This window comes from Corynebacterium yonathiae (assembly GCF_027570195.1).
Lineage (GTDB): Bacteria > Actinomycetota > Actinomycetes > Mycobacteriales > Mycobacteriaceae > Corynebacterium > Corynebacterium yonathiae.
Genome location: NZ_JAKMUZ010000009.1, coordinates 1 through 23553, shown reverse-complemented (window position 1 = coordinate 23553; position 23553 = coordinate 1). Strand labels below are relative to the sequence as shown.

The 23553-nt window shown below is 60.9% G+C and carries 24 protein-coding genes; 5 read left to right on the top strand and 19 right to left on the bottom strand.

All coding sequences use genetic code 11. The annotated features are described in order from the left end of the window. Nucleotides 1-22 precede the first annotated feature (22 nt). On the bottom strand, nt 23-1399 hold the full coding sequence (locus L8V22_RS05745; protein WP_238801433.1) for a M20 metallopeptidase family protein: 1377 nt from the start codon (nt 1397-1399) through the stop codon (nt 23-25). Between the two features lie 157 nt (nt 1400-1556). Between L8V22_RS05745 and L8V22_RS05740 the strand changes: the two genes are divergently transcribed. Next, nucleotides 1557-2537, top strand: a complete 981-nt coding sequence (locus L8V22_RS05740; protein WP_238801432.1) for an HNH endonuclease signature motif containing protein — start codon at nt 1557-1559, stop codon at nt 2535-2537. A gap of 108 nt (nt 2538-2645) precedes the next feature. Here the strand turns inward: L8V22_RS05740 and lepA are convergent, their stop codons facing one another. Then, nucleotides 2646-4496, bottom strand: a complete 1851-nt coding sequence (gene lepA / locus L8V22_RS05735; protein WP_238801431.1) for a translation elongation factor 4 — start codon at nt 4494-4496, stop codon at nt 2646-2648. 18 nt (nt 4497-4514) lie between these two features. Between lepA and L8V22_RS05730 the strand changes: the two genes are divergently transcribed. Beyond that, complete coding sequence (locus tag L8V22_RS05730) at nt 4515-5051, top strand: type II toxin-antitoxin system PemK/MazF family toxin (protein ID WP_238801430.1); 537 nt, start codon at nt 4515-4517, stop codon at nt 5049-5051. 227 nt (nt 5052-5278) lie between these two features. Next, nucleotides 5279-5542 carry a 30S ribosomal protein S20 gene (gene rpsT / locus L8V22_RS05725; RefSeq protein ID WP_238801429.1) on the top strand — a complete coding sequence of 88 codons (264 nt, stop codon included), beginning with the start codon at nt 5279-5281 and terminating at the stop codon, nt 5540-5542. A 260-nt stretch (nt 5543-5802) separates the two neighbouring features. On the opposite strand, the gene L8V22_RS05720 is transcribed toward rpsT, so the two are convergent. Next, nucleotides 5803-6381, bottom strand: a complete 579-nt coding sequence (locus tag L8V22_RS05720) for a TetR/AcrR family transcriptional regulator (RefSeq protein ID WP_238801428.1) — start codon at nt 6379-6381, stop codon at nt 5803-5805. A gap of 330 nt (nt 6382-6711) precedes the next feature. On the opposite strand from L8V22_RS05720, the gene L8V22_RS05715 reads away from it, so the two are divergent. Further along, nucleotides 6712-7554 (top strand): DNA adenine methylase, encoded by an 843-nt coding sequence (locus L8V22_RS05715; protein ID WP_238801427.1) that lies wholly within the window; start codon nt 6712-6714, stop codon nt 7552-7554. Further along, nucleotides 7547-8896, top strand: a complete 1350-nt coding sequence (locus L8V22_RS05710) for a type II restriction enzyme (RefSeq protein WP_238801426.1) — start codon at nt 7547-7549, stop codon at nt 8894-8896. Before L8V22_RS05715 ends, L8V22_RS05710 begins: the two co-directional genes overlap by 8 nt. On the opposite strand, the gene L8V22_RS05705 is transcribed toward L8V22_RS05710, so the two are convergent. The 16 genes from L8V22_RS05705 to obgE form a co-directional block, all read right to left on the bottom strand. After that, the gene (locus L8V22_RS05705; RefSeq protein ID WP_238801425.1) at nt 8893-9540 is read right to left on the bottom strand and encodes a LysE family translocator; all 648 of its coding nucleotides are present in this window, start codon (nt 9538-9540) and stop codon (nt 8893-8895) included. The genes L8V22_RS05710 and L8V22_RS05705 overlap by 4 nt on opposite strands. Next, a complete protein-coding gene (locus tag L8V22_RS05700) occupies nt 9537-9926 on the bottom strand; it encodes an ankyrin repeat domain-containing protein (RefSeq protein WP_238801424.1) in 390 nt (129 codons plus the stop codon). The genes L8V22_RS05705 and L8V22_RS05700 overlap by 4 nt, the downstream gene beginning before the upstream one ends. 10 nt (nt 9927-9936) lie before the next feature. Next, nucleotides 9937-10914 carry a DNA polymerase III subunit delta gene (gene holA, locus L8V22_RS05695; RefSeq protein ID WP_238801423.1) on the bottom strand — a complete coding sequence of 326 codons (978 nt, stop codon included), beginning with the start codon at nt 10912-10914 and terminating at the stop codon, nt 9937-9939. Nucleotide 10915: 1 nt separating this feature from the next. Then, on the bottom strand, nt 10916-12328 hold the full coding sequence (locus L8V22_RS05690) for a ComEC/Rec2 family competence protein (protein WP_238801422.1): 1413 nt from the start codon (nt 12326-12328) through the stop codon (nt 10916-10918). A gap of 18 nt (nt 12329-12346) precedes the next feature. Then, entirely contained in the window at nt 12347-13039 is a 693-nt protein-coding gene (locus L8V22_RS05685) for a ComEA family DNA-binding protein (RefSeq protein WP_238801421.1), read from the bottom strand. Between the two features lie 99 nt (nt 13040-13138). Beyond that, nucleotides 13139-14014 (bottom strand): DegV family protein, encoded by an 876-nt coding sequence (locus tag L8V22_RS05680; protein WP_238801420.1) that lies wholly within the window; start codon nt 14012-14014, stop codon nt 13139-13141. Beyond that, nucleotides 14014-14712: a histidine phosphatase family protein gene (locus tag L8V22_RS05675; RefSeq protein WP_238801419.1), complete on the bottom strand. Its 699-nt coding sequence runs from the start codon at nt 14710-14712 to the stop codon at nt 14014-14016. The genes L8V22_RS05680 and L8V22_RS05675 overlap by 1 nt, the downstream gene beginning before the upstream one ends. A 6-nt stretch (nt 14713-14718) precedes the next feature. Further along, nucleotides 14719-15162 (bottom strand): ribosome silencing factor, encoded by a 444-nt coding sequence (gene rsfS / locus L8V22_RS05670; protein ID WP_179387589.1) that lies wholly within the window; start codon nt 15160-15162, stop codon nt 14719-14721. Nucleotides 15163-15326: 164 nt separating this feature from the next. Further along, nucleotides 15327-15944 (bottom strand): nicotinate-nucleotide adenylyltransferase, encoded by a 618-nt coding sequence (gene nadD, locus L8V22_RS05665; protein ID WP_238801418.1) that lies wholly within the window; start codon nt 15942-15944, stop codon nt 15327-15329. Continuing rightward, a complete protein-coding gene (locus tag L8V22_RS05660) occupies nt 15941-16897 on the bottom strand; it encodes a cutinase family protein (protein ID WP_238801417.1) in 957 nt (318 codons plus the stop codon). The genes nadD and L8V22_RS05660 overlap by 4 nt, the downstream gene beginning before the upstream one ends. A gap of 11 nt (nt 16898-16908) precedes the next feature. Beyond that, the gene (locus tag L8V22_RS05655; RefSeq protein ID WP_238801416.1) at nt 16909-18177 is read right to left on the bottom strand and encodes a glutamate-5-semialdehyde dehydrogenase; all 1269 of its coding nucleotides are present in this window, start codon (nt 18175-18177) and stop codon (nt 16909-16911) included. 11 nt (nt 18178-18188) lie between these two features. Beyond that, complete coding sequence (locus L8V22_RS05650) at nt 18189-18761, bottom strand: DUF1707 SHOCT-like domain-containing protein (protein WP_238801415.1); 573 nt, start codon at nt 18759-18761, stop codon at nt 18189-18191. After that, nucleotides 18761-19666, bottom strand: coding sequence for a D-isomer specific 2-hydroxyacid dehydrogenase family protein (locus tag L8V22_RS05645; protein WP_238801414.1), 906 nt, complete (start codon nt 19664-19666; stop codon nt 18761-18763). The genes L8V22_RS05650 and L8V22_RS05645 overlap by 1 nt, the downstream gene beginning before the upstream one ends. After that, entirely contained in the window at nt 19666-20595 is a 930-nt protein-coding gene (locus L8V22_RS05640; RefSeq protein WP_238801413.1) for a D-isomer specific 2-hydroxyacid dehydrogenase family protein, read from the bottom strand. The genes L8V22_RS05645 and L8V22_RS05640 overlap by 1 nt, the downstream gene beginning before the upstream one ends. Nucleotides 20596-20628: 33 nt before the next feature. Beyond that, the gene (gene proB / locus L8V22_RS05635; RefSeq protein WP_238801412.1) at nt 20629-21861 is read right to left on the bottom strand and encodes a glutamate 5-kinase; all 1233 of its coding nucleotides are present in this window, start codon (nt 21859-21861) and stop codon (nt 20629-20631) included. Between the two features lie 60 nt (nt 21862-21921). Further along, a complete protein-coding gene (gene obgE / locus L8V22_RS05630; RefSeq protein WP_238801411.1) occupies nt 21922-23454 on the bottom strand; it encodes a GTPase ObgE in 1533 nt (510 codons plus the stop codon). Nucleotides 23455-23553 lie beyond the last annotated feature (99 nt).

Genomic DNA, 23553 nt, shown 5'->3' with positions numbered 1-23553 from the left:
GGCCATAATCCCTAGGGATGAATTATTTTTGCACCCCGGCAGCGTCGCGCATGGCCTTCGTCTGCGCAGACGGATGCTCGTTTTCGGTGGCCAGGCGCTCAAATGCCACGGCCGCCAACGCTGCGGCCTGCATTCCCAGCACCGAATCATCGAAACGCATCATTGGCGAGTGGTTCCACTCGCGCTGATTTTCGGGCTTTTCCGGATTGGCCGTGCCCATCCACATAAACGTGCCCGGCACCTGCGCAAGGACATAGCCGAAGTCTTCAGAGGCCATCATCGGGGCATCAAAAGGCTGGACGTTTTCGGTGCCAAACATCTGGCTCCACAAGGTAGCGGCGAACTGATTTTCCCGCGGATTCGTCTTGGTGGTCGGGTACAAAACCTCGAAATCCACCTGCGCGGTACACCGGTGGGAAGCAGCAACGGAGCTGGAGACCTCCGTAATCATCTGCCGCACGGCGTCGATCTTCTCATCGCGCAGCACGCGCACCGTAGCACCCAAGGCCGCGCGTTCCGGGATGGCGTTATACGCGCCATCGCCCGCCCACAGGTTGGTCACGGTAATCACGATGGGTTCGAGCGCATCGAAGCGGCGGGTCAGTGCGGTCTGCAGCGACATTTGGATCTCCGCCAGCGCCGCTACTGGGTCAATAGCATCGTGCGGGCGGGAGCCGTGCCCGCCCTTGCCCAGCACCGTGATGGTCAGGTTGGACGAGCTGGCCATCATCGGGCCAGGCACATAGTGGAACGTGCCGCGGTCCTGGGGGCCAACGTGCAGGCCGTAGGCGGCAATGGGGCGTCGGCCAGCGGCGTCAAGCACGCCTTCCTCAATCATCGGCAGCGCGCCGCCCGGCCCCTCCTCGCCGGGCTGGAACATAAACGTAACGTCGCCGTGCAGCTCCTCGCGATGCTCGCACAGAATCCGCGCCGCGCCCACCAGACCAGCGGTGTGCAGATCGTGGCCGCAGGCGTGCATATACCCATTCGTCGACGCGAACGGGCTGCCGGTCTGCTCACGCACTTCGAGGGCGTCCATGTCCGCGCGCAAAAGCACCGACACCGGCCGCTCGCCGCGTTGGCCGCCGCGCAGCACGGCGACCACTGAGCTCAGGTCCTGGCCCACGTGAATCTCCAGCGGCAGGCCCTCGAGCGCTTCCAAGACCTTCTTTTGCGTGCGCGGCAGATCCAGGCCAATCTCTGGGTTGCGGTGCAGGTCGCGGCGAAAATTCTGCAGCTCTTCGAGCATCTCCTCGCCCATTTCCTGGAAGACCTCGGTGGCAATCCGCTCCCCGATGCGTGCCCGCGTCACCGGTAGGGGCGGCAGCTGCTGGGCCTGGCGTGGGGCGGCCAGGCGTCCGGGGTTGGTGGGGCGAATGCGCTTGGTCGGGTCAGTCATGGGGAGCTCCTTTTCTCGCTTTCGCATTCGAGGGTACCGCAGGTTATCCACAGGCCGCCGGGCGGGTTCGGGGTTGGTGTGACGGGTGGGGCGAGTTATCCACAGGCTGGCTCGGGTGAGCTACCCCGGTCTTGCGGGGTACCTTAGGCTCACCGGCATGACCCGCTTGCAGGACTACGCCCGCCAACTCGCCTCGCCGATGGAGCTTCTCGGCGAGGTCTCCGGCGTGCGCGAGGCGGATCTGCGCCTGGGCCTGCCCCGGCAGGAGACCCGTAGCCTGCTTGCGCTTGCCGACGTCTACTTTGGCCCCACTCCCTTCACCCGCCGGCAGCGTTCGTGCCGGGCAACTAAGCACTGCTTAGCGACGTTGAAGATCATCGAAAAATACGTCTCCCGCACCAAATCCAAGCGGGACGCGTGGGCGCTGCGCTCGGAGTTGTGTGCCACTGACCAGGATGTGGAGCGCCTTGCTCGCACGCGGTTAAAGGAGATGTATCCGCCGCGGCAACCGGAGAAGGGGGTTCGGGTAACCCGGCGCAAGGGCGGTCCGTCGACTCTTTCCATCACCGGTGATTCTGATTTCATCGCTGACCTGCACGCCAGCATTAACGAGGACAAGCCGCTCGATTCCGTAAGCAATATCTTCTTCCGCGGTGAGGCCACGGCCCGGCCTGCGTCGACGACGAATATCATCATCCAGCTCGATGAATTAGATGAAATCCTTTCTGGTGGAGGCGAGGAAATCACGCTGCGGTTGACCAATGGGGCCGAAATCAGTGGCGCCAAACTGGTGGAAAAGCGCCTTGCCGAATGCGGACTCGTCACCCTCGTCCATCCCTATGAGGGGCCGGTGAACCTGTATCACACCTCGCGGCATGCCTCCGATAAGCAGCGACTGATGGCAGGTGCGGAAAACCCCACCTGCCCGTGGGCCGAGTGCAACTATCCGGCTGATAAGTGCCAGATTCACCACCTGCAGGCGTGGAAACACGGCGGCGAGACCAATATGGCGAATCTCAGTGTGGCGTGTCCGTATCACAACGGCGTCAACGACGACGACCCGAACGCGCCGCCGGTACGCGGCCGACTGGAGCGAAGACGGGGACGCATAACGTGGATCCCGCCGTGGGCCCGATAGGCCAAGTTACCTGCCCAAATCACTCAGCCAAACACTACTCGATTACGCTGACCGACCTCACAACCTAGCCGCGGCTGTGAGGCGGGTTCGGCGTGCGTAGGTGGTGTTTTAATCGTCGGCGTCGGTAGACAGCGCGGCCACGAAAGCCTCCTGCGGCACCGAGACGGAGCCCAAGGTCTTCATGCGCTTCTTACCGGCCTTCTGCTTCTCCAACAGCTTGCGCTTACGGGAAATATCGCCGCCGTAGCACTTGGCTAGCACGTCCTTGCGCATGGCCCGGATGTTTTCGCGGGCGATGATCTTTGAGCCAATGGCCGCCTGCACCGGCACCTCGAACTGCTGGCGCGGGATGAGCTCTTTAAGCTTCTTGGTCATCTTATTGCCGTACCACTGGGCGGAATCCCGGTGGACGATGGCGGAGAAGGCGTCGACTGGGTCGCCGTTGAGCAGGATATCGACCTTGACCAGGTCTGCGAGCTGCTCGCCGGCCTCCTCGTAGTTCAGCGAGGCGTAGCCCTTGGTACGGGACTTGAGCATGTCGAAGAAATCAAAGATGATTTCGCCCAGCGGCATGGTGTAGCGCAGCTCTACGCGGTCCTCAGAGAGGTAATCCATGCCGCCCATCTGGCCGCGCTTGGACTGGCAAAGTTCCATGGTGGGGCCGACGAATTGCTCGGGCACGATGACGGTCATCTTCACCACCGGCTCATAAACCTCGGTGAGTTTGCCTTCGGGCCAGTCAGACGGGTTGTGAACCCACTTTTCTTCGCCGTCTTCGGCCACCACGCGGTAGGTCACCGACGGCGCGGTAGAAATCAAATCGAGGCCGAACTCGCGCTCCAAGCGGTCGCGGGTAATTTCCATGTGCAATAGGCCCAAGAACCCGCAGCGAAAACCAAAGCCGAGGGCGACGGAGGTTTCGGGCTCGAAGGTAAGGGAGGCGTCGTTAAGCTGCAGCTTTTCCAGCGCATCGCGGAGGTCTGGGAAGTCAGCCTGGGAAATAGGGAAAAGACCGGAGTAGACCATCGGGTCCGGGTCCTTATAGCCCTTGAGCGGAGTCTCAGCGCCGCCATTGGACCAGGTGACGGTATCGCCGACCTTGGTCTCACGGACATCCTTCACGCCGGTAATCAGGTAGCCCACCTCGCCGGGCCCCAAGCCCTCACATTTTTGCATCGTGGGTGACACGATGCCGATTTCGAGTAGCTCGTGGTTGGCGTTGGTCGACATCATCGTGACCTTCTGGCGCGGGGTGAGCTTGCCATCCACCATGCGAATATAGGTCACAACGCCGCGGTAGGTGTCATAGACGGAGTCAAAAATCATGGCGCGGGCCGGCGCATCCGCGTCGAACTCGGAGGACGGCGGCGGCACCAGCTCGCAGACTTTATCTAGCAGCTCGACCACGCCCTCGCCGGTCTTGCCGGAAACGCGCAGCACCTCCTCCGGCTCGCAGCCGATGATATTGGCGATTTCCAACGCGTATTTTTCCGGGTCGGCGGCCGGCAGGTCGATTTTATTGAGGACCGGGATGATTTCCAGGTCGTTTTCCATCGCCAGGTAGAGATTGGCGAGGGTTTGGGCTTCGATGCCCTGAGCGGCGTCGACAAGCAGGATGGCGCCCTCACATGCCTCAAGGGCGCGGGAGACCTCATAGGTGAAGTCCACGTGACCAGGAGTGTCGATCATCTGGAGGACGATCTGCTCCCCTTCGTCCGAGCCGGACTGGGGCACCCAGGGCAGGCGTACGTTCTGCGCCTTAATGGTAATACCGCGCTCGCGTTCGATATCCATATTATCGAGGAACTGGTCACGCATATCGCGCTCCGCAACCACCTTGGATAGCTGCAGGATGCGGTCCGCCAGCGTCGACTTGCCGTGGTCGATGTGAGCAATAATGCAGAAGTTTCGGATTCGGGCGGGATCCGTAAACGTCGTGGCCGCAAAGTTTTCAGACATACGTCTACAATAGTCGACATGAAAAGCGCCATGCTCACCCGTCTGCGCCAAGCGCTGGGAATCAGCGAGCGCGAGCCCATAGACACCGGCCTGACCCGCATCAATTCTCGGTTGGGGTTGGATAGGTCGGATGAATTCCACGAGCCGCGCAAGGCCGCCGATATCCGGATCGAGGCCACCGCCTCCCACCCCCGCTCTATATTTTTCACCCCCGATATGGACGGCCAAGCCGATTCCGGCGAAGTGGTCTGGGTGTGGGTGCCGGCCGAGGGCAAGCAGGCCCCGCCGCGCGAGCGCGCCATTTTGGTCGTTGGCCGGACCCGCACCACGGTAATGGGGTTGCTTATCTCCCCCAACCCGAAGCATGCGCTTGACGACGCCTGGTTAGAAATCGGCGCCGGCGAATGGGACGAATCCGGGTGCGACTGCTGGGTGCGACTCGACCGCCTACTCGAAGTTTCCGAGGAACAGGTGCGCCGCCAGGGCACGCTTTTCCCAGAACGCAGGTTCGAACGAATCGCGAATAGGCTACGGGCGCGCTATCACTGGGCGTAGCCGCAGCACGGCCAGATCGCCGTAGTGAGGGTTTTGGCAGGTCGGGTTCGGTACTGCTATTGTGTGTTGGTTACTTACTTGCCGGGCGCGTTGGTCGGGGCGGGCAGGACCTTGGGTTCGCCTTTCGAATACCAGCGCCGAGCGCGCTAGAAATTGCTGGCCGCGGGAGTAGTCCGAGTAGGTCGGTTTCTACGTCAATCACTTTCGATTACTAAGAGGTATTTTTCATGGCAAATATCAAGTCCAAGCAGAAGCGCGTTATCACCAACGAGAAGGCACGCCGCCGCAACAAGGGCATTCGCTCTGCCGTCCGTACCGAGATCCGCAAGTTCCGCGAGACCGTTGCCGCTGGCGATAAGGCCGCTGCTGAGAAGCAGCTGCGCGTGGCATCCCGCGCCCTGGATAAGTCCGTGTCCAAGGGTGTCTTCCACCGCAACACTGCAGCCAATAAGAAGTCCGGCATGGCTTCCGCGTTCAATAAGATGGACTAAGAGCCATTGCACTTCTCCCCCGGTCAAGCTCTACGGAGCACCCCGGGGGATTTTCTTTACCAAAACGGGCTGCGTCAGCGTCTCGGCCAGGCTAGTTCCGCCACCAAGCAGTTGCACCACCAGACCAGTTCCGCTGCCAGAACGGTCGAGCGCCGAGGCAGCCGAACGCAAAGCCGACCGAGCGCAGAGGTGGGGGCTTGGAAGGCAACGAGGCGCGGGCGGAGGCGGAGAGCTAAGGCAGGAAGCTGAGCCGGGGACGCCTAGGCCAGTTCGTCGTTGAAGTAGTCTTCGAAAATGGCGCCGGCGTTATGGAAGGCGTCGGTAAGCGAAGTGCCGCCGCGGGTTTCCATGAAGGTCTCGAAGGCGGTCAGGAACTGGGTGTGGATGATGTTGACGGTCGGTGTCAGACGAGGATCGGAGGACTTCCAGCCCTCGCGGGCTTGCACGGCCTGGCGAAAGCGCTGGATCATGCGACTATCACGCTGGTAGTACAGGTTGCGCAGCTTCGTATCCTCCGCTAGCGCCTGGGCCGTTAGCTGGGAGATTTCGGGGAAGAATTCATCGCCGACGGCGCGGTTGAATTCAGCCATGACCATGATTTTAAAATCTTCGCGCAGGCTTCCGGTCGGCAGGCCGGCGGCGAAATTCTGGAATTGAAGCTCTACTTCCTTTGAAATTTCGGGGCCCAAAACTGCCGATTCTTTGTCCTTAATGTAATTAAAAAGGGTGCGGCGAGAAACGCCTACTTTGTGGGCGAGCTCCTCCATAGTAAACCCGTCATACCCTTTTTCGATGACGAGTTTGAGCGCAGCGACTCGGATCTTTGATATACGCGGCATAAATGCCCCTTTCTGTCCCGACGCTCTCAAAGTTTCAGTATCGTTTCTTTCCCTAAGACATAGTGCGGAAATATAATTTTGCCTACAAACTAAGAGATTTTGGGGCGATTCTATTATTTAATATTCGACTAAGGAAACCACCATTCGCACCGGAAGGGTTCCCCACCGGCGTGGCTGCGCATTTGCGCCCGTCACGGCACTATTTGAAGAAACTGTGACGTTAGACAACACTGCCTGACCCCCACTTGGCCGTGCACCCCATCTACCCGCTCGTGCGTTCGAAAGCCCGATGGTGCTTGTGTCCGGTGTGGCGGCTAAGATGAATCACCGATGAAAAACGTTAAGCCACTGGTGAAATGGGCGGGCGGGAAACGCCAGCTCCTGCCGCATATCCACGCCGCCCTGCCGGCGGATGCCCCGCGGCGTTTTTATGAACCCTTCATCGGTGGCGGCGCTGTGCTTTTCTCTCTCGAACCGGCCAGCGCACGAGTCAACGACCTCAATGGTGAGCTTATTAACTTATATGAAGTGGTGCGCGGCGGCGTCGACAAGCTCATTGAGGAACTTGCGAGCTACCCTAATGAGGCGGAGTTTTTCTATGCACTGCGCGCAGTGGACCGAGACGCCCGGCGGTTTGCCAGCCTCTCCCCTCTCGAGCGTGCCGCACGGACTTTGTATCTCAACCGCACCTGCTATAACGGCCTGTATCGCGTAAATGCGGCCGGCCAATTTAATGCACCGTTTGGGCGCTATAAAAACCCCACCATCTGCGATGAGGAAACGTTGCGCGCGGTACACGGCTATTTTGCGGATAATGATGTCACCTTCTCTCAAGGGGATTTCGCTGCGGCGGTAGCAGAAGCAAGCGAGGGCGATTTTGTTTACTTCGACCCGCCCTATGACCCGGTGAACGTGACGAGTTCGTTTACCGGTTATCAAAAAGGCGGCTTTGACCGCGGGGAGCAAGAGCGTCTCAAAGAGGTCTGCGATGACTTGGATAGGCGTGGGGTAAAGTTCCTCTTGTCGAATTCGGCTACCGAATTCATCCGAGACCTTTATGCGGACTATGAAGTAGGCATTGTGGGGGCGACGCGGGCGATTAATTCGGTGGGTTCGAAGCGTGGCAAGGTCGATGAGGTACTGGTGCGCAATTACGAGGTCAGCGGTGAGTAGCGGGACGGAACCGCACGCGGAATGCGAGCATCAAAAGCTGCGGGCATGCTTCAACGTGCCGGACTCGGTGAAACTCGGCGTCAATGACTGGGGCTGGCTACGCATCCTGGCGGGGGAATACGGCAAGGAGCTGGAGCGGCGCGGATATTTTTTCATTAGCGCCCGGGAATTGGAAAGGATCTCGGCCAGGCAGCCGCGGCTCATGGCCAAGCATGATTTTTCTACCTCTAGGCCGTGGATCTTTCAGCGCCTGCGGCTCGGCATCGTGCCGGTCAGCCGCAGCGAATACTTAGTGGGCCGGTTCAACCTGTACGAAAGGTTTCCAGAAGCGTTCCGCGGCGAGGTACGCACGCTGGAGCTGCCGGCGGGGCTAGATACCCTCTCGTTGGAGGGGGTGAGCTCGGAGGCGGTAGCGCTCAATGGGGCGTCGGCAAGCGGGATGCTAGAGGACTTCCTGGGATGCGGACCATTGCAGGCCACGGTAGCGGGACGCATGTCCACGCGCGAGTTAGAGGTGCGGCTGCCGGACTTGGGCGTGGATGTAGCGGTAGACCGCGCGCAGATGGAAATCGACGGTGGCTTCGAATCGCTCGAACACCTAGTGCTGGTAGAGGCGAAGAACCACCTATCAGATGATTTCAATATCCGGCAGCTATATTTTCCCTACCGCCGCTTCCAACAGCGCCTGGCCAAGAATGTGGTGCCGGTTTATCTGGTCTATTCCAATGGCATTTTCCACCTGTACCGCTATGAATTTCGGGACCCGGCGGATTTTCGCAGCATTGTGCTAGTCGATAGCGCCCGCTACGCACTGTCGGCCTCCCACCTGGATGCGCAGGCGGCGCTGGACATTGTGCGCGCGGTAGAACCCGAGGCCGAGCCGGCAGTGCCCTTTCCACAGGCCAATAGCTTTGAGCGGGTGGTTAACCTGCTGGAACTCATTGCGCTGCAGCCGCTGAGCAAGGCAGAGATTACTCAGCGCTATGACTTTGACCCACGGCAGGCGGATTATTATGCCAACGCCGCGCGCTACCTGGGGCTGGCGGAGCCCGTGGAGGAAGCCTGGGAGCCCACCGAGCGCGGGCGGCGGGTTATCGAGCAGCCGCAGCGCGACGCCCGGAATGCGGCACTCATACGGGCGCTGGCGGCGCGGCGGGTTTTCCGCGAGGTGCTTGAGCTGAGCCTAGCCCGCGGCACAGTCGCCAGCACCGCGGAGATTATTGCGGGGATGGACGGGCTGGGCCTGAGCTTGGCGACGTCCCGACGGCGCGCCTCCACCGTTGCTCGCTGGACCCAGTGGGTGCTCGATACGGTGGCCGAGGGTACCCCGCGCCTGTTTTAGGCCAAGAGGTTCTGCCCGCCAGTCACGATGAGGACGATGCCGGCGATAATGAAAAAGAGGCCAGAGCCGATGTCGATCCACGGACCGGCGGCGATGAGCTTGCGACGCACGGCGTGGGTGGAAATAACTGTGGCGACGACCAGGAAGAAAAGGAAAGCCGATAGCGACAGCGAAAGTGTGAGCCCAAGGGCCAACCAGATGGGCGGGCTGGCCGGCAGCAGCGGGGCAATCATCGCGGCGAGGAAGAGCACGATTTTCGGGTTGGACATATTCGTGGCTAGGCCGACTTTGAAAGCGGTGCGCAGGCGGCCCAGCTTGGCGGCGGCGTCTTCTAGGTCAACCGGCGGGTTAGCACGTTGGGCGATGCCGCTGCGCAGCGCGCGCGAGCCCATAAACACCAGGAAGCAGCCGCCAACGGCCTGAACCGCTCCCAAAATTTCCGGAAAAGCCGTCAGCAGCGCGGCGGCACCGAAAACAGTGGCGGCGCACCAAAAAAGCACGCCGATTTGGATACCGGCGGCCGCAGCGACAGCGTGGCGACGCGATCGGGTGGCGTAACGGGTCACCAAGATAATGTCCGGTCCGGGTGAGGCAACGCCCACCAAATTCATGAGAAGAAGGGTAAAAAAGGACGTCCAGGTCACTCCCGTGCCTCGCTTCCCAGGCGCGGGAGAAGGTCCTCTCGGCCAAACAAGCGGGCGGAATCCACCGCGGAGGGCTGACCGGCGGTGGGATCGGCGTGGGCGGCCAGGAGGGCGTCGATGACCGCGTCTTCCTTCTTGAAGATGGCTCCGGCCAGGGGCGATTGGCCGCGGTCATTGAGCAGATTGACGTCCGCGCCGGCGCGGGCAAGTGCGGTAACCAGCTCGGCGTGGCCATGATAGGCGGCGAGCATAATAAAGGACTGGCCATCCTGGTTGACGAGGTCGATATTTACGCCGTGGTCGATATAAGCGAGGAGGTCCACATTGCCCTCGCGGGCCATGTCGAAGAGCCGACCGGCGAATTCTTGCACTTGCGTCTCAGACATAGCTTCTAGCTTATCGCGCCAGTTCCGCGACTCGTTTGACGGCCGCCTCTATGGCGAATTCGGGCTCACCGCCCTGGCCTTTGACGGCGGCATCGAGCTCCGAGACCAGGATGACGGCCTTGGTGACATTATCGGCGGACCAGCGGCGAGCCACCGGCTGGGTCATCTTTACTACGTAGGGCGCCAAGCCGGTTTGGCTAGCCAACGAGTACTGGTCCCCGCGCGCGGAGTACAGGCGAGCGACGGCGCCGACCTTATTGGCCAGCGCGGCGGCAATCGCTACGGGGCTGGCACCAAGTTGAAGGGCGCGTCGGCAGGTGGACACGGCGGCTTCGACGCGGCCGGCAACAGCGGCGTCGGCAATGTCCCAATTGGCTACCTCTGCCACACCGACGTAGTAGTTCTGCACGGCCTCGCGAGTGACGTTGCCGCCGGTATCGGAAACTAACTGGGAGATAGCAGAGGCCAGCTCGCGCAGGTCAGAGCCCACACCCTCGAGCACGGCGTGGATAACGTCCGGGGTGGGTCGCACGCCATGGCTGGAAAACTCGCGGGTGGCCCACTGTCCCAGCTCATTGGGATAGAGCGAGAAGACCTCGTGGACCTCGGCAATCTTGCGCAGCTTGGCCACAAGCTCGGGTTGCTTCTTCTTTTTCTTCAGCGTCTTGGCCGTCACGGAGTAGATGATGACCATGGTCATGCCCGGCGCGGGATTGGCGCAGGCGCGCAGCAGAATATCTATTACTTCCTTGCCGGCTCGCTCGCAATCGCTGATGACGATGACGCGGTTATCGCCGAATAGTGACGGGCTCGTTGCCTCGAGGATTTCTCCCTCGGAGACCTCAGAAGCCTTGAGCTTGGTCAGCTCGGGGCGAGCACCGGTGGGTCCACTCTCCTCGGCCGCGGCGCGCTGGATCTGCAGGCGGGCGCGTTCGGTGAGGAATTCATCATCGCCGAGGATGAGGTGTACTGGAGGCATGCCCGCCATTCTAGCCTGCGGCCACGCCGAGCCAGGCGATGCCCGCCAGCGTCAGCGCCAAGGTAAGCCAAGGGCGGTGATAGAGGAGGCCGGCGATGATCCAGGCGTAGGCAAGCAGCGTAAAAAGTGGGCTGGCGGGTATGGTGACCACCGGCAGGTGGGCCACGCCGTGGGCGATGGTATTAATCCACCAGGAGAAAGGCTCAACGAGGCGGAGCAGGCCGGCACCTAGTACGTCGAGCGGACCGAGCTGGGCGAAGATGGCGGCGATTAGCCCCACGATGGTAATCGACACGGTGGCCGGCTCAACCAGGATATTGGCCAGCACGGAGACCACGGAGACCTCACCGGACATGAGTGCGACTAGCGGGAGGGTAACGATATCGGCGGCAATGGCCACAGCAACCGCGCGCAGGAAGATGGCGGGCCAGCCGGTTGTGGCTAAGTGCTTGTAGATGAGCGGGCTAAGCGCCACGATGCCGAGCGTCGCCGCGCAGGAAAGGGCGAAGCCAAAATGCACAGCGAGATCAGAATCCACAAAGAGTAGCGCGATAATGCCGAGGCTTAAAGCATGGATGGGCTCCATGCGCGTGGAATTAAGAACGGCGAGCAGGCCGACTACCCCGGCAACGGCCGCGCGCTGGACGGAGGGTTCCAACCCCACGAGCAAAACGTAGGTGGCCAGCGCGCACAGAGAGGCGGCCACGCGGGCGCGCGGCCCGAGCGCGAATGCGGCGCAGACAACGGCCGCCGCGGAGCAGACGATGGCCACATTAGCGCCGGATACTGCGCTTAAGTGCGAAAGCCCCGTCGCGATATACAGGTCGCGCTCGGCGGCGCTTTGCAGCGCGGTATCGCCGAGTACCATGCCGGGTATGAGCCCCTGGCTGGAGGGCCCGACGGTATCGAGGACTAGCGCGCGAAAATTCTCGGCCACCTCGGCCGCCCAACCGGCTAGGCCCGCAGGCTCACCGGTTACCCGCACATCCGTGGCGTTGGCACTAAGCTTTCCGACGCCCGCCCTATCCGACTCCCCCACCTCCACCCTAGCCGTGAGCTCAGCGCCCGCGACGGCTGGGACCGGTTCCGAGCTAAAGACCGGCAGCTGGGTCGGATACCCTGGCACCTTGAGCTTTAGCAGCCAGCCACCCGTGCTGGTCTGCGTCGGCGTGGTGGTCAGGCGGCCGGTGACTTCGGTGCCGAGGTCGAAGGCGGCGGCGCGGGCTTGGCGCGCTGCGGCAACCAGCGCCGCAGCCGTGGCGACCGTTCCGCAGAAAAGCGCTTGACCCCATTGCCGCATACACAGGCACAACACGACGGCCGCCCCAATGAGGAAGATTGCCCAGCCACGGCTGCCGAGCAGCACGGCAATGACAGCCAGCCAGGCGGTGGCCGCGCCGGGGACGAGGCGTAATTCTCGCATCGCACGCTCGAACTCTGGTTAGAGCTGTACCTGGTCTTTGAGCTGCGCCAGCTTCGCTGGTCCAATTCCGGAGACCTCGAGGAGCTCCTCGACATCCTTAAAGCCGCCGTGCTCGTCGCGGTAGGCCACTATGGCTTGCGCGGTGACCTCGCCAACGCCTTTAAGCTCGGTGAGTTCCTCGGCGGTGGCGTTATTCAAGCTCACGCCGCTGGTGCCGCTCCCGCTGGTGCTGGCGGCGGCTGGGCCGGGTTCGCTGGGTGCAGGAGGCGGGGCGGCGCCGGAGGGAAGGACGTGGAGCTGCTGGCCGTCGGAAAGCCGCTGGGCATGGTTGAGCGCCATGGTCTCTGCGCCGGGGAGCGGTTGGGCGGCGTCGAGAGCATCGGCGACGCGCGCGCCGGGCTCGAGGGTCTTCAAGCCGGGCTCAGCTACTTCGCCGATGACCGAGACGATGATTTCGCTAGGTTCCTCGCTAGGGGCGGCGCCGGGCGCACCGCTCAGTGCCGCAGGCTCGGGCATGCCGGAGGATTTATCGGAACGTGCACTGATGCCGAGCCAGACCACCACACCGACGACGAGGATGACCGCCACGGCGCAGGCTTGCCACGGGCTGATGCGCAGTCGCGGGCGAGGATAATCGACGGCGAGGAGCTCTTCCTCGCCGGTGGGTTGGGTAAATTCGCGGAGTCGTTCGCTGATCTTTGGTGCCGCCATGGCGCTGAGAATAAATGCGTAGGCCATTAGGCGGTAGATACAGCGGCGGCGGGCTGTGGATAACTTGTTGTGGACGTCAACGAACCCGGCGCACTGGGTCTAGTTATCCACAGAACGGCGCGGTGGGAAGGCGCGTGGTCGACCACGCGTGTGAGGATGCGCTGGCTCGGCGGGAGGCTCCGAGCTAAACACCGCAGATACGCCGATGGCGGAGGAGCCGACGTGGACGGAGAGGACGTCGTTAAGCGCGGTGCAGATAAAGGACGAGCCCTGCGGCAGGGCCGCTTCAAGGAGCGCCTCCAGCTTGGCGGCCGCGCCTTCGGCGTGATTGTGCTGGATGGCGACGAAGGCCGGTTCCCCGTCCGCGCGGGAGGCGATGAGGTCCACCAGCTTGGTAAAGGCCTTGGTCTGGGTGCGGGTCTTGCCCACTAGCTCCAGTTTGCCTCGAGTAATGGACATAATCGGCTTGGTGGCCAAAAGCGCCGTAGAAAGCATGGCCGTGGCCGGGGAAAGGCGCCCAGAGCGGCGCAGGTCCTCCGTAGAATGCAGATACACCCAGGTGGCCGCGCGCTTGAGGGTGTCGATAGCTGCGACATAGCACTCCTCCAAGCTGGCGCCGCGGGAGGCCAATTTAGCCGCGGACATCGCGGCCGCACCCATAGCCATACCGGCCGAACCGGAGTCAATTACCCGCACAGTCTGCGGGAAAACGCCCGAAGCAGACACCGCTGCGGAATAAGTAGAAGATAGCTCTTTAGATAAATGTATGGCCACCACACCATCATCCTGGGCGCGCTCCATTTCGCGGCCATAGGCGGCGGCCAGCTCCAGCGCGCTTAACCCCGAGGTAGATTGCTCTAGGCCATCCTTGCCGTGGCGTTCCATGAAGTGGAGGTCAATGACGGTGATGGATAGCTGCTCTGCTAGCTCCGGCGGCAGGCCCGCGGAGGAATCTGTAATGACGCGGACCGCCACTAGATATCCGCCCCGCCATCCCCGGTGACTTCGCCGCCCATATTCCAGCCGTCGAAATACCACTGGGCGCGGCCCACATTATCTGGGGTGAAGTCTAGCGAGGACAGCGGCGTTTCCGGGTTAAAGTCTGGGCGAGCGGTCAGCTGCGACCAGTGGGTATTCTTCAGCCCCGATAGGATCCCGTACTGCGCATGGTCGAGGCCAAGCAGGTGGCAAGTAAGCGCTGAAATGGCACCCCCATGGGCCACGATGAGAACGGGGCCCTGGTCCCAGCCGCCGAAGTCAGCCATGAGCTCATCAATAACGGGGCGAGCACGCTCGGCCACATCCACGCGGGATTCACCCTCCGGCGGCGCCCAAGTGGGGTCGTGGCGCCAAATAGCACGCGCGCCTGGAAACTCGGCGTCTACCTCGGCAGAGGTTCTGCCCTGCCACTGGCCCAAGTGAGTTTCGCGCAGGCGGGCATCCGTGCTGAAGTCCACGCCGAGGGCTTCGGCAACGACGCGCGCGGTTTCCTTCGCACGAATGAGATCGGAGGCAACGATTTTGGACACGCCCTGATCCTGGAGCAGGCGCGCGGCAGCGCGGGCCTGCTCATAGCCCAGCTCAGACAGCTCGGTGTCCAAGTGGCCCTGCATGCGGCCGGTGGCGTTATAGGTAGTTTGTCCGTGACGGATCAGGATCAGGCGGCGGCTCATGCGGGTTTAAAGCTCCTCGTCCTCACCCGGGACCTTATCGGCCAGTGGGAGCTCATCGATGGAATCAACCTCACGTGGGTTGACGCCATTGGTCCATTCACCCGGCCGCTCCGGGGCTTCGATGCCCTCGATCTCCAGTGCCGGGCAATCGTGGTACAGGCGGTCCAAGCCGTAGAACTCGCGCTGGTCATTGCGCTGGACGTGGACAACGATATTGCCGTAGTCCAGGAGTACCCAGCGGTTTTCGCGGTTGCCTTCGCGGCGCTGCGGTTCGAAGCCCTGCTTGGTCATTTCATCTTCGACTTCATCCACGATGGAGCCCACCTGGCGCTCGTTATCCGCAGAAGCCAACACGAAGACCTCGGTAATTGCGAGGACATCGGAGACATCAATGGCCGCGATATTGGTGGCCAACTTTTCTTGCGCGGCGTGTGCCGCGGTTTCTGCCATGCGACGGGCAAGATCAGAAGTAGACAATGTATAAAACTTCCCTTTTCGCGTCTGAGTACATTCGATATGAACTATCTCTTCGATATGAACTATCTCTATTAAAGTTCTATTCTTGCACGTTTAGCAGGCCCGTGCCCAAAATCTGGGAAAGGCCGCAGAAGTTTCTACAGAGGCTTATCTGGGTTGGGACCGTAGAGATTATTCTTGGTGATGTACTGCACTACCCCGTCCGGTACGAGATACCACACGGGCTGCCCTTGGGCGGCGCGTTCGCGGCACGCGGTGGAGGAAATGGCCATGGCGGGGATATCAATAAGATCGATATCCTCCTGCGCATCGGCGGGCAGCATATCGGCGCTTAATTCATAGCCGGGGCGGGTCACGCCCACGAAGTGCGCCATCTCCAGCATCTCTTCCCAGTTATGCCAGCTCATAATGGAGGCCAGCGAGTCGGCCCCGGTGATGAAGTAAAACTCCGCTTTTGGAAAAAGTTCGCGCAGGTCCCGCAGTGTATCGATGGTATATGTAGGCCCCTCGCGGTCAATATCCACACGCGAGACGGTAAAGCGCGGATTAGATGCGGTAGCCACCATCGTCATCAAGTAGCGGTGCTCGGCGGCGGTAACCTCGCGATGGGATTTTTGCCACGGCTGCCCGGTGGGTACGAATACTACGGTATCGAGGGCAAAGCGATGTGCGGCTTCACTGGCGGCTACTAAGTGACCATTGTGAATGGGGTCAAAGGTGCCACCCATGATGCCGATGCGCTGTGGGCTAGTCATGGGTGGTGATTATAGTCCCCGGCCGAGGAGGGAGTAAGCAAAGTGGCGAGGGAGTCGGCAAAAGCGGCGTCGCCAAGCGAGGGCTCTACAAAATAAGAAGCATGGCGAGCCGCCTTGGTAGCCAACGCGTCGTGGGCGGAGGCGAGGTTCAGGTCGCAAACGAAGTCTCCGTCCAAGCAATAGTTAAGGCGGCGCGAGTCCGGCAATGCCGCAGGTTGTAAGAGCAAATGCTGCGGTAGCCAGCCCGCCATACCGTGGGGACGGCTGAGGGGATTGCCCAGGTAAACTGCCCCCGCGAGCTTGCCTCGTTGCGCAAGGTAGCGCTCCGCGCTGGTAGCGACAATGGCGCCTTGGGAGTAGCCAGCCGTAATATAGCGCGGCTGGCAGCCTGTTTCGCGCTCATACTTTTCCACCACGCGCGGAGCGTTGGCCATGCCGGTGCGCAAACTATGTACAAAACCAACGGTGACCGAATACGCCAGCTCGTGCAACGGATACTCCATCACTACCCCACCGAGGCGGCGAATAAGCTGGAGCGGATTCAACTGCTCACCTTCCTGCGCCAGCGGCGGCAGGTTCATTGATGCCGGGTATGCCTGGGGGTCAAGGGCGAGGACATGGACTCTATCCATCGTGCCGGGATGGCGTTTTTCCACTAGATGAAAAAGCGCGGAGAGGTTTGCCCCTTCATAGCCATTCGACGGCGCGGCATGCGGCGAATACTGCTGCGGTCCGAAATACTCGCCGTATTCCTCATTCTGGTCGGAGCCACGAGCAGCCAAAACGACGAACTCGGGACACCCAGCAGGCTGCGGTGATGGGGCGGATTGTGCCGCTGCCTGGGGCACGACGGGGGCAGCATTCGCGGTGGCGGCGGCGGGGGCTATAGAAACGGCAAGCGCCGCCGAGGCGCTTAGGGCGACGGCGGCACGGAAGAAAGCAGATCGAATCATGGCGGGGAGAATTATGGACGGGTCTGACCGGTACCCTGCAGGATCCACTTAGAAGAGGTGAGCTCCGGCAGCGCCATTGGGCCGCGGGCATGCAGCTTCTGGGTGGAAATGCCAATTTCGGCACCCATGCCGTAGACCTCGCCATCGGTGAAGGCGGTAGAGGCGTTGAGCATCACCGCTGCGGCATCCACCTCGTTGCCGAATTTCACTAGGACATCGGCGTCTTGCGCGGCGATGGCCTCGGTATGGCCAGTGGTGAACTCGGTGATGTGCGCAATAGCGCCATCGACGCCGTCAACCACCTTGGCGCAGATATCCATGGACAGCGACTCCTCGCGCCAATCCTCTTCGGTAGCCTGCACGGCATCCTCGACGCCGAAGGCCTCGAGCTCAGCGACGTCGCCGTGAATGGTCACGCCCGCTTCCTGCAGCGCAGCGATGATGCGGAGCTTGGCGGAATCTTCCAATGCGGCGTCAATAAGCACGCACTCTGTGGAGTTACACACGGAAGTGCGGCGGGTCTTGCCGTTGATGACCATGTCGATGGCCTTGTCCAAGTCGGCTGAAGCATCCACGTAGAAGTGGCAATTGCCGGTGCCAGTTTCAATGGCGGGAACGGTGGCGCCGGTAACGACGGCTTCAATAAGCTTTGCACCACCGCGCGGAATAACCAGGTCCACCAGCCCACGGGCGGTGATGAGGTCTTGGACGGAATCGTGCGTCTCGCACGGCAGAAGCTGCACAGCCTCGCGCGGTAAATCAAACTCGGCAAGGGTATTCTGCAAGATTTCTACCAGCTTGGCGTTGGAGTTGCGCGCGGATTTGGAACCGCGCAGCAGCGGCACGTTGCCGGACTTAATGGCAAGGCCAAAAGCATCCACGGTTACATTTGGGCGAGCCTCATAAACCATGCCCATGACGCCGAGCGGCACGCGCACCTGCTTCATCTGGATTCCGTTATCCATGGTGCGACCCTGCAGGATCTCCCCTACTGGGTCCTGCAGGCCGGCTACCTGGCGCAGGCCGCCGGCAATCCCTTCCACGCGTGCGGCGTCGAGAGACAGGCGGTCAATAAGGGACTCGGACATGCCGCGTTCGCGGCCGGCGTCGATATCCTGCTTATTGGCGGCAAGAATATCTTCGGTGTGGGCAATAAGATTTTCGGCTGCGCGCTGCAAGATCTCATTCTTGCGCGGCGTGGACAGCTGCGCCACTGTAGGCGCGACATCCTTGGCAGAACGGGCTTTGGACAGAACTTCTTCACGTTCAGTGTTGCTCATGTCATACCAGCTTAACGAAAGGCCACGGGCGTGTCAGCCGTTTCTTCCTTCGGCCTTCCTGCGCCGCGTCGCTCGGCCGCAGCACAGCGCTCTTCTTTTTCTTCTCCTTTGAGCAGCATGAGGTGCTCTTCTTCGAAGAAGCTCAAATCAAATACCTGGCGCGCGCCCGCTGAAAGCGCAAAAGAGACGATAAAAACCACCCAAAAATAAGGTACGTCAGCGACAAAGAAGTGGAGCACGCACACCGCGACAAGCAGGCTCCAGGAAAATGCGTCGACCCTCTGCACTTTCTTGTGACGCCGGCGCAGGTCTGCAAGTTCTTCAGGGCTGGGGTTGAGCTCACCTGAGTCCTCGAGGCCGCTATCCTGGGGCTGTTGCTCGTCGGCGTGCGCGCCAGTGTGTGCAAGCGCCGGCAGATCCGCAAGATGATAGTCGATATCGGCGCGAGTGGCAGCCCTTGCAATGGCGCTGCCACGCCGGTCGAATTCGACATCGCTTAAATCCCCATTGGAAAAATGCTGGGCAAGCTCATCTAGGGCCCTTTTGCGTTCGGCATCGCCAACGGGAATATCCGGGGTGTCCATCAATAACCTGCCTCGATATTTACTTCCGTGGGAAGAGCCTCACCGGCAGCAAAACGCTCTATAACCCCTACCGTATGCACCCCTATCCGGCGACGTACCGAATAAGGCGGATTGGCCAGATGCGGGGTAATGACCACGTTGGGCATTTCCCACAACGGGTGTCCATCGGGCAAAGGTTCAGGGTCGGTTACATCTAGGCCAGCGCCGGCTATCTGCCCTTCGCGCAAGGCCTCGACTAAAGCCTCGGTGTCCACAAGCGGACCGCGACCGACGTTGATTACCACTGCGTGGTCAGGCATGGCGCGGAAGGCAGCAGCATCAAAAAGCTGGTGTGTTTGCTCTGTTAGCGGCGCAAGCGCCACGAAATAATCGGCAGCCGGCCACACGCGCTCGATATCCGCGGTAGCGAAGGTTTCATCGGCACCCTCCACTGGGCTGCCGGAGCGATTGACCGCAATGATGCGCGGACCAAAACCTGCCAACATGCGAATAAGCCGCTTTCCGATGCCCCCAGCGCCCACCACCGCTACCGTCTTATCCTCAAAGAGAAAGCTGGTATGAGCCTCGACGTCGGCACGGTTAGACCAGCTGGTTCCCACGCGTTTATGCGCGTGTAGCTGGGCGAGCAGGAGCCCGATAGTGGATTCGGCCACGGTGGCATCATAGAGCCCTGCTGCATTGGACCAGCGGGCGGTGGTATCACGCATGACGTCGAGCAGGTGGTCCACCCCGGCAAAGGGGACCTGCACGAGGCCCACGCTCGGTGGCAGGGGCTGCGGGAAGTCATCCGGACCGCCATTGAAGATGAGGACTTCGGCGTCGTCCAGCGCAACACGCTCATGGCCCGCCGCATCCAGGGCGTGCAAGGTTTCCTCCCACGGGGTGGGCAGCATTGCGTATTTCATTAGTATCCAGCCTCCACATCGACACGGGTGGGCATGGCCTCTCCCCTCTCCCACGCCGCAGCGTTGGCGTTGAAGATAGCACCGAGGTGATATTGCGCCACGTGCGCGGAAGCAGCCATGTGCGGCGTCATGGTGCAATTAGGCAGGCCATATAGCGGGTGGCCATCAGGCAGTGGTTCGGGATCCATAACTTCCAAGCCGGCACCGGCGATCTCGCCATCGCGCAGGGCCGCCACTAGATCATCAGTTACTACGGTGCTGCCGCGGCCGACGTTGATAAAGATGGCGGAAGGCTTCATCGCGCGGAACGTGGCGGCATCGATAAGCCCCTCGGTGTCTTTGGTCGCCGGCAGGATGCAGAAAATGAAATCCGCCTCGCCCCACACGTGTTCTGCCCGATCCATGGGCACGACTTCACCCGCGCCTTCCACGGCGCGGCCGGAGCGATTAACCGCGGTAATGTGCACTCCAAACGGTTTAAGAAGCTTAATAAGCTGCTTGCCGATGCCCCCAGCGCCAAAGATCGCTACCTTCTTCGGTCCTTGCTGGTTATAAAGCCACGCCTGGGTTTTATCCAGCTCCTGCGCTACCGACCACGAAGCGGCCTGGGCGAAGGCTTTGTGGTGGTGCGCCTGTGAAAGTGCCAGGCCAAGTGCAGATTCGGCCACCGGCTGGGCAAAAGCGCCGGCGGAATTGCACCACGGTACGCCGTCTGGGGTGATGACGCCGGCATCAATGAGCTGGTTTACACCGGTAAAACAATGCTGCACCCAACCGATGTTCTCCGGCATCTCGGGGATGCGGCGCGGGTTGGGCGCATTGTTGATATAGACCTCGGCATCTTCAATGCTATTTACGCGTTCGTGCCCGGCAGCCTCGATATCTTCTACCATCGGCTGCCAGGTGTCCGGACCCATGAAATATTTCATGCCCCAACCATACGGGGAATCAGGGACTTGGGTTTAAATACGGGAGGCGAAGTTGGAGAGGTAATCGGCGTGAACAACTGAGCGGCGCTGCTCCTCAGGAAGTTCTTCCATCTTCTTTCCCTTAATACCGTGCAGTTCCTCGGAGTCGAAACGGACTTCGCCACGGCCGATGACCTCGCCATTCGGACCGAGGATATCGATGATTTCGCCCTTGGTGAACTCGCCTTGCACATCGGTAATGCCCACGGCCAGCAGTGAATTACCGCCCTCGGTCACGGCTTGTTTAGCGCCTTCATCGAGGCGGACGGCTCCGCCGGTATCTGCGCAGTAAAGTGCCCAGAACTTCCAGGCGGAAAGCTGGCGTTCCTCGCGGGTGTGGAAGACGGTTCCTACGGAGGCGTCGGCAAGCGCGGGGCCAATATTATCCGTGGAGGTCAACAGCACCGGAATGCCGCCGCGGGTTGCAAGGCGGGCTGCAGAGACCTTGGTGGCCATACCACCGGTGCCCACCTTGCCGCCATCGCCAGCTACAACGCCCTTCAAGTCCTTGCCGGTGCGCACTTCATCGATGAACTTAGCGTCCGGCTCGGCCGGGTTCTTGTCATACAGGCCATCCACATCGGAGAAGAGGAAGAGCGCATCAGCACCCACCAGGTTGGCCACCAGCGCGGAGAGGCGATCGTTATCGCCAAAGTGCATCTCCGAGGTAGCCACGGCGTCATTCTCGTTGACGATAGGAATGGTACGCAGCTGGCGGAGACGATCGATGGTGCGCTGCGCGTTGCGGGCACGATCGCGGTGTCCGGTATCGGAGGCAGTCAAGAGGACTTGGCCGATGGTGCGCTTATAACGCGCAAAGGACTGGCCCCACACATAGGCCAAGTGCACCTGGCCGACGGACGCCGAAGCCTGCTTGGTAGCCAAATCGGTCGGCCGCTGGTGCAGGCCCAGCGGCCCCATACCGGCGGCAACCGCACCGGAAGAGACGATAATGACATCGGAGCGCCCCATGCGCGCATGGACGGCATCAACGATGTGATCAATCTTTTCCTGGGAAACGCGGAAGTTCTCATCCGTGAGAGAAGAGGAACCAATCTTTACTACGACGCGCTTGGCGTGCGCGATGTCGTGACGAAGATCCGACTCAAACCCCGAAGCAGTGGGGTTTTCAACGCGAGGTTCCGGAAAAGGGGTATCAGCGGTAGGTCCGGCAAAAGGCTCTACCGGAAGTGGAAGGATGGACTCTTTCTGTTCATCAGAAGACATACCAACCGAGTTTACAAAGCCCACCCTCCAGCACACCCCAAGAATAGGGGGATCTGGAAACTAGCCCTGCCACCTATCGCGGTTAGCGCCCTCGCGAGTGACCTGTTCATCATCGCCATAATCGTATTCATCAATAAGACCGCGGCGCGCCTGCGAGGCGCGCTTGCGCTCCGCTGCGGAAGCACGGGCGGTTCCCTTAAGGCGGGCGTCTTCACCGCGGCTAGCCATCGTCGGATCACCGCCGGTCATCGGCTCCCACTCAAAGGTAATACCACCGATAGTCACCGGGCAGCCTTCCACAGCCCCCTGTTCGCGCAGCTCATCTTCCACGCCGGCCTTGGCCAAGCGGTCAGCCAAGAATCCTACTGCCTCATCATTTTCAAAGTCAGTCTGGGTAATCCAGCGATCAATCTTCTTGCCCTCAACAATAAAGCCACCCTCGACCTCAGGATCGGCCTTCACGGTGAAATCAGCAAAGGAGCCGGTATGCTTCTTATGGCCCTGCGCCTTGGGATGAATAACGGTGTGGTTCTTATCCTTCTTTGGCAATGGCTGGGCCTTGCGGTGCTCGGTCACCATCTCCATCAGCTTATACTTCAGCGGATCTAGGCCTTTGCGGGCCGCCGCGGAGATAATGAAGACGGGCCAGCCGAATTTCTCCTTGAGGTCATCCTTAACGAACTCTGCGAGCTCTTCAGCCTCAGGTATATCTGCCTTATTCAAAATGATGACGCGAGGGCGTTCACGCAAATCTCCTAAACCAGTATCTTCCTGCAAAGCCTCCTGGTATTTTGCCAGCTCATTTTCCATCGCCTCAATATCAGAGACCGGATCACGGCCGGGCTCAATGGTGGCGGTATCCACCACGTGAGCAAGCACCGCGGTGCGCTCAATATGGCGCAAGAAATCTAGCCCGAGCCCCTTGCCATCGGCTGCGCCGGGGATAAGGCCCGGTACGTCCGCGATAGTAAAGGAGCTATCTCCCATATCTACCACGCCGAGATTCGGCTGCAGTGTAGTAAAGGGGTAATCACCGATCTTGGGCTTTGCGGCCGACAGCACCGAGATGAGCGAGGACTTACCTGCGGATGGAAAGCCCACCAGCCCTACATCCGCCATGGATTTCAGCTCGAGGATCAGATCGTGTGCCTGGCCCGGCTCACCCTGTAGAGCGAAACCCGGTGCCTTGCGGTTCTTTGAAGCCAATGCGGCATTACCCAGACCACCAAACCCGCCTTCTGCGGCCACGAACCGGGTTCCGGGAACGGTAAGGTCCGCCAAAGTTTCACCCTTCTCAGTGCGCACCACCGTGCCCGCCGGAACCTCCAAAATCAGGTTCTCGCCACGGGCACCATTGCGCATATCACCAGCACCGTTTCCGCCGCGTTGGGCCTTAATATGCGGGCGGTAGTGGAAATCCATAAGCGTATGGATTTGCTCAGAAACCTCGAGGATGATGTCACCACCGTGGCCACCATTGCCGCCATCCGGGCCACCTAAGGGCTTAAACTTCTCGCGGTGGACAGACACACAGCCGTGTCCACCGTCACCTGCTTGTAGGTGCAGGACAACGCGGTCAATAAAACGTGCCATGGTCAAATCCTCCGTGCATTGAATAGTTGTCCTACTCAGTGTAATGCGTATCTTGGGCTGGACTCCAAGAGCGTGTCAAGTTGTTTGTGTGTGGGGCTA

What these genes read in the sequence shown, in the direction of transcription:
- L8V22_RS05740 (WP_238801432.1), top strand. Translation starts at nt 1,557, where the DNA reads ATGACCCGCTTGCAGGACTACGCCCGCCAACTCGCCTCGCCGATGGAG.
- L8V22_RS05730 (WP_238801430.1), top strand. Translation starts at nt 4,515, where the DNA reads ATGAAAAGCGCCATGCTCACCCGTCTGCGCCAAGCGCTGGGAATCAGC.
- L8V22_RS05685 (WP_238801421.1), bottom strand. Translation starts at nt 13,039, where the DNA reads ATGGCGGCACCAAAGATCAGCGAACGACTCCGCGAATTTACCCAACCC.
- L8V22_RS05650 (WP_238801415.1), bottom strand. Translation starts at nt 18,761, where the DNA reads ATGGACACCCCGGATATTCCCGTTGGCGATGCCGAACGCAAAAGGGCC.
- L8V22_RS05660 (WP_238801417.1), bottom strand. Translation starts at nt 16,897, where the DNA reads ATGATTCGATCTGCTTTCTTCCGTGCCGCCGTCGCCCTAAGCGCCTCG.
- rpsT (WP_238801429.1), top strand. Translation starts at nt 5,279, where the DNA reads ATGGCAAATATCAAGTCCAAGCAGAAGCGCGTTATCACCAACGAGAAG.
- holA (WP_238801423.1), bottom strand. Translation starts at nt 10,914, where the DNA reads ATGGCGGGCATGCCTCCAGTACACCTCATCCTCGGCGATGATGAATTC.
- L8V22_RS05675 (WP_238801419.1), bottom strand. Translation starts at nt 14,712, where the DNA reads ATGAGCCGCCGCCTGATCCTGATCCGTCACGGACAAACTACCTATAAC.
- L8V22_RS05645 (WP_238801414.1), bottom strand. Translation starts at nt 19,666, where the DNA reads ATGAAATACGCAATGCTGCCCACCCCGTGGGAGGAAACCTTGCACGCC.
- nadD (WP_238801418.1), bottom strand. Translation starts at nt 15,944, where the DNA reads ATGACTAGCCCACAGCGCATCGGCATCATGGGTGGCACCTTTGACCCC.
- rsfS (WP_179387589.1), bottom strand. Translation starts at nt 15,162, where the DNA reads ATGGCAGAAACCGCGGCACACGCCGCGCAAGAAAAGTTGGCCACCAAT.
- lepA (WP_238801431.1), bottom strand. Translation starts at nt 4,496, where the DNA reads ATGTCTGAAAACTTTGCGGCCACGACGTTTACGGATCCCGCCCGAATC.
- proB (WP_238801412.1), bottom strand. Translation starts at nt 21,861, where the DNA reads ATGTCTTCTGATGAACAGAAAGAGTCCATCCTTCCACTTCCGGTAGAG.
- L8V22_RS05715 (WP_238801427.1), top strand. Translation starts at nt 6,712, where the DNA reads ATGAAAAACGTTAAGCCACTGGTGAAATGGGCGGGCGGGAAACGCCAG.
- L8V22_RS05720 (WP_238801428.1), bottom strand. Translation starts at nt 6,381, where the DNA reads ATGCCGCGTATATCAAAGATCCGAGTCGCTGCGCTCAAACTCGTCATC.
- L8V22_RS05640 (WP_238801413.1), bottom strand. Translation starts at nt 20,595, where the DNA reads ATGAAATATTTCATGGGTCCGGACACCTGGCAGCCGATGGTAGAAGAT.
- L8V22_RS05700 (WP_238801424.1), bottom strand. Translation starts at nt 9,926, where the DNA reads ATGTCTGAGACGCAAGTGCAAGAATTCGCCGGTCGGCTCTTCGACATG.
- L8V22_RS05655 (WP_238801416.1), bottom strand. Translation starts at nt 18,177, where the DNA reads ATGAGCAACACTGAACGTGAAGAAGTTCTGTCCAAAGCCCGTTCTGCC.
- obgE (WP_238801411.1), bottom strand. Translation starts at nt 23,454, where the DNA reads ATGGCACGTTTTATTGACCGCGTTGTCCTGCACCTACAAGCAGGTGAC.
- L8V22_RS05690 (WP_238801422.1), bottom strand. Translation starts at nt 12,328, where the DNA reads ATGCGAGAATTACGCCTCGTCCCCGGCGCGGCCACCGCCTGGCTGGCT.
- L8V22_RS05745 (WP_238801433.1), bottom strand. Translation starts at nt 1,399, where the DNA reads ATGACTGACCCGACCAAGCGCATTCGCCCCACCAACCCCGGACGCCTG.